Consider the following 15,216-nt stretch of genomic DNA (forward strand, 5'->3'; position numbering starts at 1 on the left):
TTGGTAATTAAAAGCCCTGGCCATTTGGTCAGGGCTTTGTCTATTTAGAAAGGAAGCAAAAGCGATTTAATAAAGACTATTTCAAATCGATACTGGATAGCCTTCCCATGAATTCAAGGATCTCCAGATTCTCTTTATTCGCTTCTAATAACGCTTTTTTGGTTTTGGTATAGGCTCCAAGGCGACCATGCTTTTTGATAGAGCACACCACACTTTTATATATCAACTTGCCGTTTTCGTCGTAATTACGCCATGCCGCGATATAACATTCATCTTTGGCATTTGGGTCATCTTTCGTTGGGCGAGGTTTATAGATAATCTTGGGCTCTAGAGAGTGTGGAAGACGGGTCATCAGATATGGATCTTTTAACAGGCGGCGCCAAAATTTTCCCCACATTTCGCTTCCAAGTTCATTGCGAAGCTTGATGGCCTTTTTTAATCCTCTCTCTTCCCCAATGCGAATATAACCTACCGAACGGTGCAAAACGGTATCGTCGGGTGTGTGGATATGTATCTTAAATGCAGTCTTAGCTTTAGAAATAAAGCGATGGCCAGTATTGGTAACCAGGTTGCTCTTTTTCATTGTTTGCTTTTCAACATTCTTATTAATAAATGCGCTAGATAAATAGCTATAAAAGGAAAGAATAGATGAATGGAATGTCAGCTTTGTCTGTGTAGCGTCAAGAAAAAGCCCCAATCATAAAAGATTGGGGCAAAGTAACGTTATTTATAAATACCATTTTGCTTTATAGCAAAAAAGCGCCATAGCCCAAGCTAATTGCGATGACTAAGGTCGGATGCCATTTTAATTTGTCTAAGGTAACCGCAGCGAATACGAATAGCAGCGCAAAGTGGTAAGGGAAACTGGTCACACCGTGAGCAAATAATTTATAGGTTAATACCGCCATTAATACGGTAACGACCGGCAGTACCCATTGGCTCATGGCTTTGACTTTTGGTGAATCGCGGAATTGGTAAAGTAGCCTAAGCGCCAGCAACATGATGATAAGCGTCGGCGCAATCGTCGCAAACAGCGCAATTATCGCCCCTAAACTGCCACCGACTTGATAGCCTATATAGCCGGCCATTTTGGTCGCAATCGGGCTTGGCAAAGCATTACCAAGCGCCAGAACTTCTGAGAACTGAGTGGTGCTCATCCAGTGGTAGTTGCCAACCACTTGATCTTCAATCAGCGGAATGATCGCCGGACCGCCGCCGTAACCCACGATATTGGGAATAAAGAACGCTAGAAAAATATCTAAGTAAATCATGATTACGATTCCGTTTGAGTGGCAGGTTGAGCCGGCTTAAACATGGCCGCGAGTAAAATACCCGCGATGATGATGCCCGGGTGAATACCCGCAAGGTTGATGAGCGCGAACGCCGCTACACTCATGATGCAAGCGGTGGTAATCCCCAAACTTTTATAACCTTTGGCGAAAAAATCCCAAGTCAGTTTGGCAAGCATCCAACTCACCACCGGAATCACTCCGTTCGCCATGCCGGATACCCAAGGCATATCGCGATATTGATTAAGCAGCGATAGCCCGGCGACCATCACAATCACCAGCGGTACCGCCACTGCAATCACCGCCAGTAACATGCCGGTATAGCCGGCCACTTTATAGCCGATGTAACCGGCCATTTTGGTGGCAATCGGGCCAGGCAGCGTATTGCCAATCGCCAGCACATTTGAAAATTCGTCATCACTCATCCAGTGATAGCGATTGACGACTTCGGCGTGAACCAGCGGAATCATGGTTGGTCCGCCGCCAAAGCCAAAGAGGCCGATGCGAAAAAACGCACAAAAAACATCAATTAAGGTGGTCATGGTATCCCTTCCCAAGGTGTGAAATTAACGCGCTAAATTCCGCGTTAGTTAGATGGTGCAGCGTTTTATGTTTAACGCTCAGTATTGGTTATTAAAGTTACGTGTTAGTTGTTGATGCCTTGATTTGTAATTGCTTTGGCTGAATGGCGAATGTGCTCTTCCAACACTTTGATTGCTTCAGGAATATTACGCTCAAGCACTAAGTCTTTGAGTTTTTGGTGATAAGCGACGCTTTTGTTTTGCGTAAATTGAAAGGTCACGCTGTAGCGGCGATAGCGGTCAAACTGGGCATTTAAACTTTTAACAAAAAACAGCAGCCACTCAGATTGTGAGCCTGACAATAATGCTTGGTGAAAAGCTTCATGCACCGTATCGAGTCGGTCACGGCTCTCTTGCGAGGTATCACCTTGTTCATGCACGCACTTTTCTTGTTGGCTGAGCAGGTGATAAGCGGCAACGATGCGGCTTTCCCACTCCATATCGCCTTTGGTCATCGCCATCTCAAGTGCCATGCACTCAAGTTTGATCCGTGTTTCGGTAATGTCTTCAAATTGGTCTTGCGACATCTCTGGAACACGAAACCCGCGTTGGCCAGAGTTAATCAATAGCTGACTTTCTGCCAAACGCGATAGCGCTTCGCGCAATGGGCTATAACTGACGTTATAACGCTCTTTAATGCTTTCGAGTTTGATCTTTTCACCACTAGGGTAGACGCCGCGAATGATGTCTTGCTTGAGCGCTTGGTAAATCATTTCTGAGGTGGTTAACGGTTCACTGCTGCTATTACTCATAGCGATACCTACTGTTTATCAATATCAATATTGTGGGGAATATATCATAAAAATAAATATATATGCATATAAATAAAAAGTTGACGATATATAAAAATATCGATATTTTGATTTTTGTCATCATTTAGCAACGGAATAGCGATAGGAGACGACATGGAACAGGAGCCACTGCTCGAAGTGCGTGATTTGCGCTTGAGCGTCAATACTCACCAAGGACAAGCCAGTATTTTGGATGGCGTCAGTTTTCAACTGCGTGAAGGCAAAGTGACTTGCTTAGTGGGAGAGAGTGGTTGTGGTAAAAGCATCACCTCGTTAACCATTATGGGGTTGCAGCATCCTTTGTCGTCGACCAAGAAAAATCAGCTGCAAGCCAGCGGAGAAATCCTTTTCCAAGGTGAAAACCTTCTTGCTTTGAGTGATAGCCAGATGGAAGCCAAACGTGGTGACCAATTGGCCATGGTGTTTCAAGAACCGATGACATCGCTCAATCCAGTGCTGACCATCGGCGAGCAACTTGCTGAAGCGGTGCGCACCCATCATCGCGACTTATCTGCTGAGCAAGTGGAACAGAAAGTGCTCAGCACACTGGAAAAGGTCAACATTTCTGGGCAAGGCCGTCTTAGCGAATACCCGTTTCAACTCTCCGGTGGCATGCGCCAGCGCATCATGATTGCGATGGCCCTGATTAATGACCCGAAATTGCTGATTGCCGATGAGCCGACCACTGCACTGGACGTCACTGTACAAGCGCAAATTCTTAAGTTGATGAAAGATCTGCAAGATAATCATCAAGCCTCGATTTTATTTATTACTCATGACCTTGGCGTGGTGGCTGAAATTGCTGACGATGTGATCGTGATGTACGGCGGTCGTGTGGTCGAAAGTGGTCCGGTGGAAGAAGTCTTCCGTGACCCGCAGCATCCTTATCTGATCGGTCTTTTAAACTCGATTCCTCGCATCGGCGAGCGCCGCGACACATTGCAAACCATCAAAGGCATGGTTCCAGCGGTGACGGCGATGCCAAGCGGTTGCCGCTTTAGAACCCGTTGCCCGTTTGCCAGTGAAAAATGTGAGAGCTTGCCTCCTGCGGTCAGCCATCAATCAAGCCATGTGAGCCACTGCTGGTTTACGCCGCTTGAGCAACATTTCTCGTTACCCAATGAGAGCAACGACAGCAAGGAGATGCGTCATGTCGGCTGAGCAAACTACCCCTTCGGTGATCCTGTCTGCCAAACGTTTGGTGAAACAGTTTAAAAGCGGTGCGGATGTGGTCAACGCGGTCAACAATGTTAGCTTTGATGTGCTACAAGGCGAAACGCTGGCGATTGTTGGTGAGTCGGGGTGTGGCAAATCAACATTAGGTCGTATGCTGCTGAATTTACACGCGCCAACCTCTGGTGATGTGATCTACCAAGGGGAGAGCTTAACCGGGCTTAGCAGCCAAAAAATGCGCTCGCTGCGTAAAGAGCTGCAAATGATTTTCCAAGACCCGTTTGCCTCGTTAAACCCGCGTATGACGGTGTTTAAAACTCTGGCCGAGCCGCTCAAGATTCATCAAAAACTCAAAGGCCAAGCATTGGACGATGCGGTGTATGAACTGCTTGAACTTGTAGGTTTAGCGCGCACTCACGCTAACAGTTATCCGCAGGAGTTCAGTGGTGGTCAGCGTCAGCGTATCGCCATTGCGCGCGCACTGGCGAGTGAGCCGACTTTGATTGTCGGGGACGAACCAGTCTCGGCATTAGATGTGTCAGTTCAGGCGCAAGTCATTAACTTGATGAACGAACTTAAAGCCAAGTTTGGATTGACCTTGGTGCTGATCTCTCATGATTTATCGGTCATTGAGCATATGGCGGATCGCGTGATCGTGATGTATCTCGGCCAGATCGTTGAAATGGGCACTACCGAAGAGGTGTTCAATCATCCGCGTCATCCGTATACCCAAGCGCTGCTGAGTTCGATTCCCCATCCAGTGCCGGGGTCGAATCAGCTGAAAACCTTGCAAGGCGAAATTCCCAACCCGAAACAACTTCCTGAAGGCTGCTATTTCCGTTCGCGCTGTCAATACGCTGGCTTGCGCTGTGGGCAGGAGCATCCTCAAGTGGCGAAAGTTGCGGCTAGTGAGTCACTGAGCAGCCATCAAGTCGCCTGTTTTCAGCACAAGCAAGTGCCTGAATTTATACCCGTTCAGCTCGATGAGTTGGAGTCTGATGACTATCAGACTCGACGTCGGCTCTATCAGCTTTATTCATGATAAATGCGTCTCTTCATCGTGAAGAGCAGCATGGAATCACCACGAAGGTTAATACCATCGCAATAAGGACATAGTATGAAAATGAAAAAAGCAACGCTGTTGTTGATGGCGCTCCTTGCGCCGTTAGCGAATGCTAAAGACATCACCATCGGGTTGAACGCCGACCCAGATGCGCTTGATCCAGACTTAAGCCGCACTATGGTGGGTCGTGAAGTTTACACTTCGCTGTTTGATAAGCTTATCGACATCGACCAGCAGATGAACCTCAAACCTATGCTGGCGACCAGCTGGGAATGGGTAGATAACAACAAAGCTTTGGTGATGAAACTGCGTAAAGACGTGGTCTTCCATGATGGCGCACCATTTAACGCTGAAGCGGTGAAATACAACATCAATCGTTCGATGACCATCGAAGGTTCACGTCGTAAAGGTGAGCTTAACATGGTGTCTGGCGTGGAAGTGATTGACGAATACACAGTCAAAATTTTGCTCAAGCAGCCATACATTCCACTGCTTGCTGCGCTGGCGGACCGCGCCGGTATGATGGTGTCGCCAAAGGCGGCGCAAGCTGAAGGTAAAAACTTTAGCCATCACCCAGTTGGCAGCGGCCCATACCAATTTGATAATCGCGTTTCTCAAGACCGCATCGTGCTCGACAAGTTCGACAAATACTGGGAAGCGGATCATTATCACTTCGACAAAGTGACCTTTTTGCCATTGCCAGATTCCACCATTCGTTTGGCGAACTTGAAAGCGGGCCAGTTAGATATCGCAGAGCGTCTCGCGCCAAGCGATGTGGGCAGCGTAAAGGCAGATTCACAGCTTAGCCTAGTGGAAGCGACCGGCATCGGTTACAACGGTATTACTTTTAACCTTGGCTACGGCGCGAACAAAGATAAAGACATGGCGGTGAAAAATCCGTTGGTGCGTGAAGCGTTTGAGTACGCCATCGACCGTAACGTGATTAATCAAGTGGTGTTTGCCAACCAATATTTGGTCGACAACCAATGGGTGAGCAATGACAGCCCATACCACGCGCCAGGCCTGCCAGTGCCAAAACGCGACATCAAAAAAGCCAAAGCTTTGCTCAAACAAGCGGGTTTGAAAACAGTGAACATCGAATTGATGATCGCCAATACCACTGAAGCCACACAGATTGGCCAGGTGATTCAAGCCATGGCTGCTGAAGCTGGTATCAACATCAAGCTGAAAACCATGGAATTCGCCACCTCACTGCAAGCGCAAAGCAAAGGTGAATACGAAGCCTACATTCTTGGTTGGAGTGGCCGTGTTGACCCAGATGGCAACATCTACTCGTTTTACGGCGAAGGCGCGCCGCTTAACGAAAACGGCTTTGATGATAAAGAAGTTCAAGACTTGCTGATTAAAGCGCAAAGCGAAGCGGATATTGAAAAACGTAAGCAATATTACGCCAGTGCAATGAAGAAAGTGCTTGAGACTCGTCCTCAACTTTATCTCTACCACCCGAAATGGCAATGGGGTGTATCGAAAGACATCACTGGTTTCAAACCGTATGGAGACGGCATGCCACGTCTTCGTGATGTGCAGTAACCGCTCTACCGCTTAAGAGGGAGTGTGCTCCCTCTTAGACAAGGAAAGTCCTATGCTGAAATTTATTCTTAAGCGTATTTATACCGCGATACCGACTCTGTTTTTGATCTCGCTGTTTATTTTTGGTTTGCAAAAACTGATTCCTGGCGACCCGGCGCTGATTCTGGCTGGGGAAGATCGCAGCCTAGAGGCGATTGCTTATATTCGCGATGCTTATCACCTCAATGAGCCAATCATCAACCAATACCTTTACTGGTTGGGGGATGCGTTGCAAGGCGATCTAGGCACTTCGATTCGCAGTGATGAATCGGTGACTTCGCTGCTGCTGACAAAATTACCTGTGACCATCGAGCTGAGTATCTTTGCCATGCTGTTTGCGATTGTCATCAGTATTCCAATGAGTGTGATTGCGGCGGTTAAGAAAAATTCTGGCTGGGACTTTTCTTCTAGTTTAGTCGCACTGGCGGGCCAATCGATTCCTAACTTTTGGCTCGGGTTTATGATGATCCTTTTGGTCTCGGTACGCTGGGGGCTGCTTCCTGCCTCAGGCTATGTAGGGCCGACCGAAAGCTTAGTGCAAAACCTACAAACCATGATTATGCCCGCATTCGTGCTCGGCACTGGGTTAGCGGCGACGCTGTTTCGCCACTCACGCGGCGCCATGCTGGAAGTGTTGGCCGCTGATTTCATTCGCACCGCCCGCGCTAAAGGGGTATCGCGAAAAGTCATTTATCTAAAACACGCGCTGCGTAACGCGCTGATCCCGGTTGTGACCATGGCGACCATTCAGTTTGGCGAACTGCTAGGCGGCGCGGTATTAACCGAGCAAGTATTTACCATTCCGGGGCTTGGCAAATTAATTGTCGACTCAGTATTTAACCGTGACTTTCCAGTCGTTCAAGGTGTGGTGATGTTCTCTGCGTTGATGTTCATCGTCAGCAATATCGTCGCCGACATCGCTTATTACGTGCTTGATCCTAAACTGCGCCACAGAGAGGTGTACTAATGACCACTGCTGTTTATTCCAACGTCAGCGACGCGAAATTGGGCTGGTGGGCCAAATGGTCACAAAATCGAGCGTGGAAAAAATTTCGCGCTAATCCGATTGGTTGGATCGGTCTGAGCGTCATCGTTATTTTCGTTTTGCTTGCCGTGTTTGCGCCGCTACTGGCGCACTATGACCCGACCAAAACCGACTGGATGGCGGTGCGTAAACCGCCGTCAATGCAGTACTGGCTCGGTACCGATGAAATCGGCCGCGACATTTACAGCCGCTTGCTTTATGGCGCGCGTGCCTCCTTGATGGCGGGTTTCTTCTCGGTGTTTATCGCTTTCATTATCGGCGTGCCACTTGGCATGGTAGCCGGCTATTTCGGTGGTTATTTTGACGCGGTGATTTCACGTTGCACCGAAGCAATTATGGCGATGCCATCGCTGATTTTGGCGATAGCTCTGGCGGCAGCGCTGGGGGCTAACCTGACCAATGCCATGATCGCCATCGGTATTGCCAATGTGCCGCTATTTATTCGTTTAACGCGTGGGCAAGTATTGTCAGTGAAATACATGGAATACGTCGAAGCGGCGAATTCGGTTGGGGTTTCCCACTTTGGTATTTTGCTCAAATACATTCTGCCGAATATTTTGGCACCACTGTTTATTCAAGTCACTTTATCACTGGCGAGCGCGATTATTGCCGAATCGAGCTTGTCGTTTCTTGGCTTAGGTCAGCAACCGCCAGCTGCAAGCTGGGGCAGTATGCTGAATGCCGCCAAAGGCTTCCTGACACAAGCGCCATGGATGGCGATTTGGCCGGGAATGGCCATTTTCATCATAGTGATGGCATTCAATTTATTTGGCGATGCGCTTCGTGATGCGTTCGATCCAAAGTAATAAGAAGGATAATTTATGAAAATTCACTCAACCTCTTACCCTTATGCATCGCAGCGTAACGCGGTGTACAGCACCAATGGCATGGTGGCGACGTCTCAGCCGCTGGCCTCACAAGCTGGGTTGCGAATTTTGCAACAGGGTGGTAACGCCGTTGATGCCGCCATTGCGATGGCAGCGGCGTTGACTGTGGTCGAGCCAACCTCTAATGGGATCGGTGGTGACGCATTTGCGCTGGTTTGGATTAAAGACAAGCTGCACGGTTTAAATGCCAGCGGTTTATCGCCACAAGCGATCAGCGCTGACAAAGTGCGTGCTGCTGGGGAGAGTGAAATGCCGACTTACGGTTGGACGCCAGTCACGGTACCTGGCGCGCCGTCTGCTTGGGCCGCGCTTAATGAGCGCTGGGGTCAATTGTCTTTACTCGAATGTTTAACTCCGGCGATTGAATACGCTGAAAACGGTTATCCGCTCAGCCCGACTTTGGCTAAAAACTGGGGCAAAGCGGCAGTGAAATTTGCCAAGTTGAAACGTGAAAGCGAGCAAGGCGAAGTGTTTGATGAGTGGCTAAAAATCTTCACTTCTAATGGCCGTGCTCCTGAGCTTGGGGACGTTTGGCGCTCTCCCGATCACGCAGTCACTTTACGCGCGATTGGGGAAACCAATGCCAAGGCGTTCTATCAAGGTGAACTGGCTAAAAAAATGGCCGAGGCTTCCAAGCAAGCGGGTGGCTACTTGGCGTATGAAGATTTGGCTGAGCACCAAGTCGAGTGGGTTGAACCGGTGAAAACGGATTACCGTGGCTATGATGTGTGGGAAATTCCGCCAAATGGCCAAGGCATGATTGCGTTGATGGCGCTTAATATCATGAAACAGTTTGATGCCGTCAAACATAATGATGCCGAAAACATGCACAAGCAGATTGAAGCGATGAAACTCGCCTTTGCTGATGGCTTGCACTACATCACCGATGAGCGCGACATGAAAGTCAGCACTGAATCTTTGCTTTGTGACCAATATGCGGCGCAGCGCGCGGCACTGATTACTTGTTACGCGCAGCAGCATTGTCCTGGCGAACCCAAAGCCAGCGGTACTGTCTACCTCGCGACTGCCGACAACCAAGGCAACATGGTGTCGTTTATTCAAAGTAACTACATGGGCTTTGGTTCTGGTGTGGTGGTTCCTGGCACTGGCATTGGTCTGCAAAACCGCGGCCATACGTTTTCACTCGATGAAACCCATGTTAATTATCTACAGCCGCGTAAGCGCACTTACCACACTATTATTCCTGGCTTTATTAGCCAAGGTGGCAAAGCGGTTGGGCCATTTGGAGTGATGGGCGGTTTTATGCAGCCGCAAGGACATATGCAAGTGGCGATGAACTTAATCGATTTTGAGCTTAATCCGCAATCTGCGTTGGATGCACCACGCTGGCAGTGGCTTAAAGGCAATCAAGTCACGGTTGAGCAAGAAATGCCAGCTCATATTGTTCAATCGCTGCAAGCTTTTGGTCACGACGTCACGATTGCTCCAGATCGCGGCAGTTTTGGTCGCGGTCAAGCAATATTGCGTGACCCCGATAGCCAAGTACTGGTCGGCGGCACTGAGTCGCGTACCGATGGCGCGGTAGTAGGTTACTGATCTTTTCTTTCCTGTGTTTTGATATTTTGTGTATTTTGGCTAAGCGCGCAAGCGGCTTAGCCTTTTTTTGTCTGGGTGTTTTATCCAGCCTGTTGATTATTGGCGAGTATTTATCGAGTCCAGCACATAGAGAGGTTGGGCAATTCTCAATTTTGATTTGAGTTATCTACTTAGACTTCAAACTGTCATTTATTTCGACATAGACGTCTGTGTCGGTAACGCAAAATATATTGAGGAAACGATCATGGCAGGTTGGTTTGAAATCGACAAAAGCACCAATGACAAATTTAAATTCGTATTAAAAGCGGGCAACGGCGAAATTATTCTATCTAGTCAGATGTACGAAGCAAAAAGCGGCGCACAAAACGGTATCGAATCGGTACAGGTGAATTCGCAGCAAGAGGCGCAGTTTGCCAAAGAAATCTCGACGAACGACAAGCCATATTTCAACTTAGTAGCGGCGAATCATCAGATCATTGGTACCAGTCAGATGTATTCAAGCACGTCGGCACGTGATAACGGTATTCGCTCAGTGATGGAAAATGGTAATAGTGATGACATAAGGGATCTCACGCTAAGCTAAATCCCTCATGCCATGGGCTGAATCGAATTAGAATAAATATCGCGCGCCGATGTAAGCACCATCGACGGTCACATCAAGATCGCCAACGCTAACGTAGGCGGCGCGATAACCTAGATGTACAAGAATTTGTTGGTTAAGTTCCACGCCTAACTCGGCACCAAACTGGTAAGCCGATTCGGTTTGAGAGCCCGAAAGACCGCTTACCGGCAATTCAGCTTCAAGTTCTAGGCGTCCCATGCCGGCTAATAGCGCGATATACATATCGCCCCAATCATAGTCGACGATAAATCTTGGCTTGGCGTTAATAAATACGCCAGAGCCATCGACATCTAAGACATTTTGATAACTCACCTGGCCTAAAGAGCGATATTCCGCTTCGACGCCGAGTTTTACTCCGCGATGCAAAGCGAGTTCATAGCCAAGGGCAAGGTTGTATCCAAAATGACCAAATTCGCTATCCTCCTCAATGGTTGTACCGCTTGCTTCCAGTGCGATCTGATTGTTTGTCACCCAATCGACGCCGAAATACAGGCGATTTTGCTTATCGATTGGCGTTGGTTGCGAATTAGCAAAAGCACTGCTGCTAATGATGAAACCCGCAACGGCAGGTATGAACCACTGCTTAGTTGTTGAGATGCTGACCATATAGTTATGTGTTGTATTGGCGTAAAGGTACTGCTTAAGTCAATGTATTGCTCAAGTAGATGTAGTGTTTATATGCACGTATCGCTTAGCTGAACGTAAAGCATAAACAGCCATTTAGCGTCTTAGTTGGCGCTCGACTTTTTTTCGGCCGAGCTCGTGCATTAAGCTGCTCACGGTTGTCATGTAATTCATCGCTTCTTGTTCGGTCTTAAATGCCTGACGGTAGAAGAAATCATCGCCGTGATGGGCTTTGATCATAAACAAGTAGCTGTTGCCTTTGGGTTGCGTCCACAGTGCATCGATCTCAATAGGCCAGAGCCGATTTTCCTTTTTGTCGACAGCGCAAATAAAATCACCACTTTCCATGCTTTCAATTGTGAGTTCATCAAATAGTCGTTTATGGGTCATGAGCGGATTCTCGTTAAAGTCATTGGAGTGAGCTCAACTGAGTGCTATGCCCCAATTTGGCTCTTAATCATTCTTTGGTATGACTAACAAGCTAACACCATTTAATGGTATTTCATTCTGTTTTTGCAATCTTTGGTTTTAAATTCTGAATGGGGTCACAACCGGTTTTAGAGTTGAGAATGAGCGATAAATTACGCGCAGAATCGGCGCTTTTTTATTGGTGTGATGAATGAGATTGGCAACGCAGCAAGTTAAGTTGTCGCAGCAAGAGGCAACATTCGCATGGCAAATAATGGCGTTAATTATCTAATGCCATGAGCACCGCTGGTTCAGAATGAGGCTGTAGGCTGGTGGGGCAATTACTGGTGTACTAAATGCCTGGCAAGCAGAGTTGCAAGGTGCAGCGGTTTACGCTCGGTTAACGCGTAGATTTGTTCACTACACGAAAAGCCATTACACACAATGGTCGCATCGGGATGAGCATTCAATGCCGGTAGCAGCTCAAGTTGCGCCATTTTGCGCGACAGTTCGTGATGCTCAGCTTCCAAACCATAACTGCCGGCCATGCCGCAGCAACTGGCTTGGATAAATTCAAACTTTAAATTGGGAATTAGGCGCAGCACTTTACGCATCGATTTAAGCGCGCCCACCGCTTTCTGGTGGCAATGACCATGAACCATGACTTGCTGCCCTTCGCTAGGCGTAAAATCCAGCGCCAAACGACCGACATGGCTTTCCCGAGCCACAAATTCTTCAAACAACAGCGTATTTTGCGCCAGAGTTTTGGCTTGCTCACCTAAGTTGAGCATTAAAAATTCATCACGCAACATCAACAGTGTCGATGGCTCTAGTCCAACTACTCGATAGTTTAATGCCAGATAAGGTTGTAATTTGTCGATCAGCGCGCGTGCCTGTTTGGTGGTTCGTCCGGTATAGCCTTGAGAAAATAGACTGCGCCCACTGTCTAAAATAGGTGCGTTTGACTGTGAAGTGGGATGAAGCGTAATCACGTGATAGTGAGCGGCATGCAGAACTTTCAGCGCGTCGGTGACGATATGTGGATGAAACAAGGCGGTAAAGCTATCGATCAGTAAAACCACTCCGCGTGAGTCTAGCCGTTTTGGTGTCGCGCTGTGATTACGCTGGGCTTGCAAGCGTGAATCTTGATAGGGCGCTTTTGCCGGTAAGGGCAGATCGATATTGGGATTGATATTAAGTAACTTCGCGCAAACTCGCTTTAGTATTGAACTGCGATTTCTAAATGCAATCATGTGGCGCAAACTTGGATAACGATAGGCGAGATAGGGAAATTCGGCGAACAACCATTGACGCAGTGAGCGGTGGCCAGAGCGACGCTTTTGCGCTAGATATTCTGCTTTGATTGCAGCCATATCTAAGCTGTTTTCACAGTCGCGTTTACAGCCTTTACAAGATACACAGTGTTCAAGCGAGGTGGCGAGCGAATGATCAGAAAGCATCGCATCTTCGCTTTGATTAAGTACCGCTTTTAATAGTTGTACTCGTCCGCCCGGTGAGAGTTTTGGGTCACCAGTAACCCGAAAGCTCGGACACATCACGCCTTTGTTGTCGGGTTGCTGACAAACGCCACTACGAATACATACCGAAACGGCTTTCGCAAAGTTACCGCCATGTTTGGGAATGTCGGCATACGCATCGCCCATGCCTTGATCGTGGTAGTTAGACCAATCTAGCGCCTTTTTCATCGAAATTATCCCTATTTCACTGAAATTTTTCCCTATATGAAATTGGTAAAATTTATCAAGTTCCTGCGTTTTTCAGCAAATGACGGCTGTATGTCACAGGCTCAATCACTCCATTAACCGACAAACGTTGACCAATTCCTTAGGTCAGTTTCAAGATCAGTGCCAAAGCATAAACCAGATATGACAAGCGCAGATATGGGTAAAAATGATCGGGGAAGCTTTGAAAGAGAGAGTTAGAACCGTCGTTTTCTACAAGCTCAATCTGAACTTGATGATTTTGCTCCACCATCGGGGCTTATCTATGGGGATGTTGTAATCACATGCTTCTGGCATAAACCACATTGAGTTGTGTTTGCTGTTAGGCGGCAAGATGTCAAATTCTTCAAAATACTGAAGACAAAAAGGTGTGGTCTGCCCTATATAATCTCCTTTTGAGTTATAAAGGACGAGATATTTTTTTTCTTGCCAAAATTGTACGAATGAAATAGGTGTTGTTACCGAAACGTCATATAAGCCAATCTTCCATTTCCCATCCTCACTATATGTATAACGGAAAGAGCTCATCTCGTAATTTGGGATAACAGGGGATAAAATTAACCAGTAGGCGAGTAGTGGTATTGAAAGTAAAGTGATAATGAATCTTTTCAATGTCATATATTACAAGCTCAACCTAAATTTAATGATTCTGCTCCACCATCTTGGTTTTACCTCTGGAATGCTGTAGTCACATTCTTTAGGAAGAAATAATAGATCGTCAAGGTCGCTATCCGGAAATATTGCATTGTAGTCAAGTAGCGATTGATAACAGAATGGAGTGCTTTGGCCGATGTATTCATCATTTTCATTGTATAAAACGATGTAATTTTTCTCCTGTATGTATTGAACTAAAGAAATAGGAGTGGTTGGTGATACGTCATATACTGCTATTTTCCATTTTCTATCCTCACTATATGTATAGTACGGATCATGAATATTTTTATTCGGTATTACTGGAGATAAAATTAACCAGTAGGCGAGTAGTGGTATTGAAAATAAAGCGATAATGAATCGTTTAAATGTCATATTTTACAAGCTCAATCTAAATTTAATAATTCTGCTCCACCAGTTTGGTTTATCTATAGGAATGCTATAGTCACATTCATCCGGAAGGAACCATATTGAATTATGACTTCTGTTAGGTAGTAGAATATTAAAGTCCATAAATGATTGCAGACAAAAAGGAGTCGTTTGTCCTATATACTCATCTTTTGAATTGTATAATACAAGATACTTTTTTTCTTGCCAGAACTGAATGAATGAAATGGGAGTGGTTACAGAAATATGATAGATAGAAAATTTCCATTTTCCATCTTTACTGTTCCAATGATAAGTATATTCATCTGTGTAATTAGGTATTACAGGAGACAGAATCAACCAGTAGGCGATTAGTGGTATTGAAAGTAAAGCGATAATGAATCGTTTAAATGTCATATTTTACAAGCTCAACCTAAATTTAATGATCTTGCTCCACCATCTGGGGTTTACTACGGGGATGGTGTAGTCACATTCATTAGAGACAAATAAGAGAACGTCTAGGTCGCTCTCCGGAAATATTACATTGTAGTCAAATAACGGTTGATAACAGAATGGTGTACTTTGTCCGATGTATTCATCGTTTTTATTGTATAAAACAATGTATTTTTTCTCCTGCCAGTACTGAACAAATGAAATAGGGGTAGTCGATGATACTCTATACTCCGCAATTTTCCATTTTCCATCGTCGCTATATGTATAAAATGCCTTATCAAGACTTTCTTCTGGTATGACTGGCGAAAACATTAACCAGTAGGCGAGTAGTGGTATTGAAAGTAAAGCGATAATGAATCTTTTAATTGTCATAT

18 protein-coding genes are annotated in these 15,216 nt (G+C 46.4%); 7 read left to right on the plus strand and 11 right to left on the minus strand.

What is annotated here, in order from left to right; genetic code table 11:
• Positions 1-76: 76 nt before the first annotated feature.
• The 4 genes from BLS03_RS01365 to BLS03_RS01380 all read right to left on the minus strand — a co-directional run bounded on the left by BLS03_RS01365 (position 77) and on the right by BLS03_RS01380 (position 2,622).
• Entirely contained in the window at positions 77-583 is a 507-nt protein-coding gene (locus BLS03_RS01365; RefSeq protein ID WP_093268607.1) for a Fe3+-citrate ABC transporter substrate-binding protein, read from the minus strand.
• A gap of 163 nt (positions 584-746) precedes the next feature.
• Positions 747-1,271, minus strand: coding sequence for a chromate transporter (locus BLS03_RS01370; protein ID WP_093268609.1), 525 nt, complete (start codon positions 1,269-1,271; stop codon positions 747-749).
• Between the two features lie 2 nt (positions 1,272-1,273).
• The gene (locus BLS03_RS01375) at positions 1,274-1,831 is read right to left on the minus strand and encodes a chromate transporter (protein WP_093268612.1); all 558 of its coding nucleotides are present in this window, start codon (positions 1,829-1,831) and stop codon (positions 1,274-1,276) included.
• A 104-nt stretch (positions 1,832-1,935) separates the two neighbouring features.
• The gene (locus tag BLS03_RS01380) at positions 1,936-2,622 is read right to left on the minus strand and encodes a GntR family transcriptional regulator (protein WP_093268615.1); all 687 of its coding nucleotides are present in this window, start codon (positions 2,620-2,622) and stop codon (positions 1,936-1,938) included.
• Positions 2,623-2,775: 153 nt separating this feature from the next.
• Between BLS03_RS01380 and BLS03_RS01385 the strand changes: the two genes are divergently transcribed.
• The 7 genes from BLS03_RS01385 to BLS03_RS01415 all read left to right on the plus strand — a co-directional run bounded on the left by BLS03_RS01385 (position 2,776) and on the right by BLS03_RS01415 (position 10,559).
• Positions 2,776-3,822 (plus strand): ABC transporter ATP-binding protein, encoded by a 1,047-nt coding sequence (locus BLS03_RS01385; RefSeq protein WP_093268617.1) that lies wholly within the window; start codon positions 2,776-2,778, stop codon positions 3,820-3,822.
• A complete protein-coding gene (locus BLS03_RS01390) occupies positions 3,812-4,876 on the plus strand; it encodes an ABC transporter ATP-binding protein (RefSeq protein ID WP_093268619.1) in 1,065 nt (354 codons plus the stop codon). Before BLS03_RS01385 ends, BLS03_RS01390 begins: the two co-directional genes overlap by 11 nt.
• Positions 4,877-4,951: 75 nt before the next feature.
• The gene (locus tag BLS03_RS01395) at positions 4,952-6,448 is read left to right on the plus strand and encodes an ABC transporter substrate-binding protein (protein WP_218121975.1); all 1,497 of its coding nucleotides are present in this window, start codon (positions 4,952-4,954) and stop codon (positions 6,446-6,448) included.
• Positions 6,449-6,500: 52 nt separating this feature from the next.
• The gene (locus tag BLS03_RS01400; RefSeq protein ID WP_093268622.1) at positions 6,501-7,454 is read left to right on the plus strand and encodes an ABC transporter permease; all 954 of its coding nucleotides are present in this window, start codon (positions 6,501-6,503) and stop codon (positions 7,452-7,454) included.
• Positions 7,454-8,338, plus strand: coding sequence for an ABC transporter permease (locus BLS03_RS01405; protein ID WP_093268623.1), 885 nt, complete (start codon positions 7,454-7,456; stop codon positions 8,336-8,338). The genes BLS03_RS01400 and BLS03_RS01405 overlap by 1 nt, the downstream gene beginning before the upstream one ends.
• Positions 8,339-8,353: 15 nt before the next feature.
• The gene (ggt, locus tag BLS03_RS01410; protein WP_093268626.1) at positions 8,354-9,976 is read left to right on the plus strand and encodes a gamma-glutamyltransferase; all 1,623 of its coding nucleotides are present in this window, start codon (positions 8,354-8,356) and stop codon (positions 9,974-9,976) included.
• A 244-nt stretch (positions 9,977-10,220) separates the two neighbouring features.
• The gene (locus BLS03_RS01415; RefSeq protein ID WP_093268628.1) at positions 10,221-10,559 is read left to right on the plus strand and encodes a YegP family protein; all 339 of its coding nucleotides are present in this window, start codon (positions 10,221-10,223) and stop codon (positions 10,557-10,559) included.
• A gap of 27 nt (positions 10,560-10,586) precedes the next feature.
• Here the strand turns inward: BLS03_RS01415 and BLS03_RS01420 are convergent, their stop codons facing one another.
• From BLS03_RS01420 to BLS03_RS26120, 7 genes are all read right to left on the minus strand, one after another.
• Positions 10,587-11,204 carry an outer membrane beta-barrel protein gene (locus BLS03_RS01420; protein ID WP_093268630.1) on the minus strand — a complete coding sequence of 206 codons (618 nt, stop codon included), beginning with the start codon at positions 11,202-11,204 and terminating at the stop codon, positions 10,587-10,589.
• A 114-nt stretch (positions 11,205-11,318) separates the two neighbouring features.
• On the minus strand, positions 11,319-11,612 hold the full coding sequence (locus tag BLS03_RS01425; protein ID WP_093268632.1) for a hypothetical protein: 294 nt from the start codon (positions 11,610-11,612) through the stop codon (positions 11,319-11,321).
• A 359-nt stretch (positions 11,613-11,971) separates the two neighbouring features.
• On the minus strand, positions 11,972-13,336 hold the full coding sequence (locus BLS03_RS01430) for a (Fe-S)-binding protein (RefSeq protein ID WP_093268635.1): 1,365 nt from the start codon (positions 13,334-13,336) through the stop codon (positions 11,972-11,974).
• Between the two features lie 249 nt (positions 13,337-13,585).
• On the minus strand, positions 13,586-13,990 hold the full coding sequence (locus tag BLS03_RS26110) for a DUF6201 family protein (RefSeq protein WP_425445088.1): 405 nt from the start codon (positions 13,988-13,990) through the stop codon (positions 13,586-13,588).
• A 3-nt stretch (positions 13,991-13,993) separates the two neighbouring features.
• The gene (locus BLS03_RS01435) at positions 13,994-14,398 is read right to left on the minus strand and encodes a DUF6201 family protein (protein WP_093268638.1); all 405 of its coding nucleotides are present in this window, start codon (positions 14,396-14,398) and stop codon (positions 13,994-13,996) included.
• 3 nt (positions 14,399-14,401) lie between these two features.
• Complete coding sequence (locus BLS03_RS26115) at positions 14,402-14,806, minus strand: DUF6201 family protein (protein WP_093268640.1); 405 nt, start codon at positions 14,804-14,806, stop codon at positions 14,402-14,404.
• A 3-nt stretch (positions 14,807-14,809) separates the two neighbouring features.
• On the minus strand, positions 14,810-15,214 hold the full coding sequence (locus tag BLS03_RS26120) for a DUF6201 family protein (protein ID WP_093268643.1): 405 nt from the start codon (positions 15,212-15,214) through the stop codon (positions 14,810-14,812).
• Positions 15,215-15,216: the final 2 nt, after the last annotated feature.

Source organism: Vibrio xiamenensis (genome assembly GCF_900100015.1).
Lineage (GTDB): Bacteria > Pseudomonadota > Gammaproteobacteria > Enterobacterales > Vibrionaceae > Vibrio > Vibrio xiamenensis.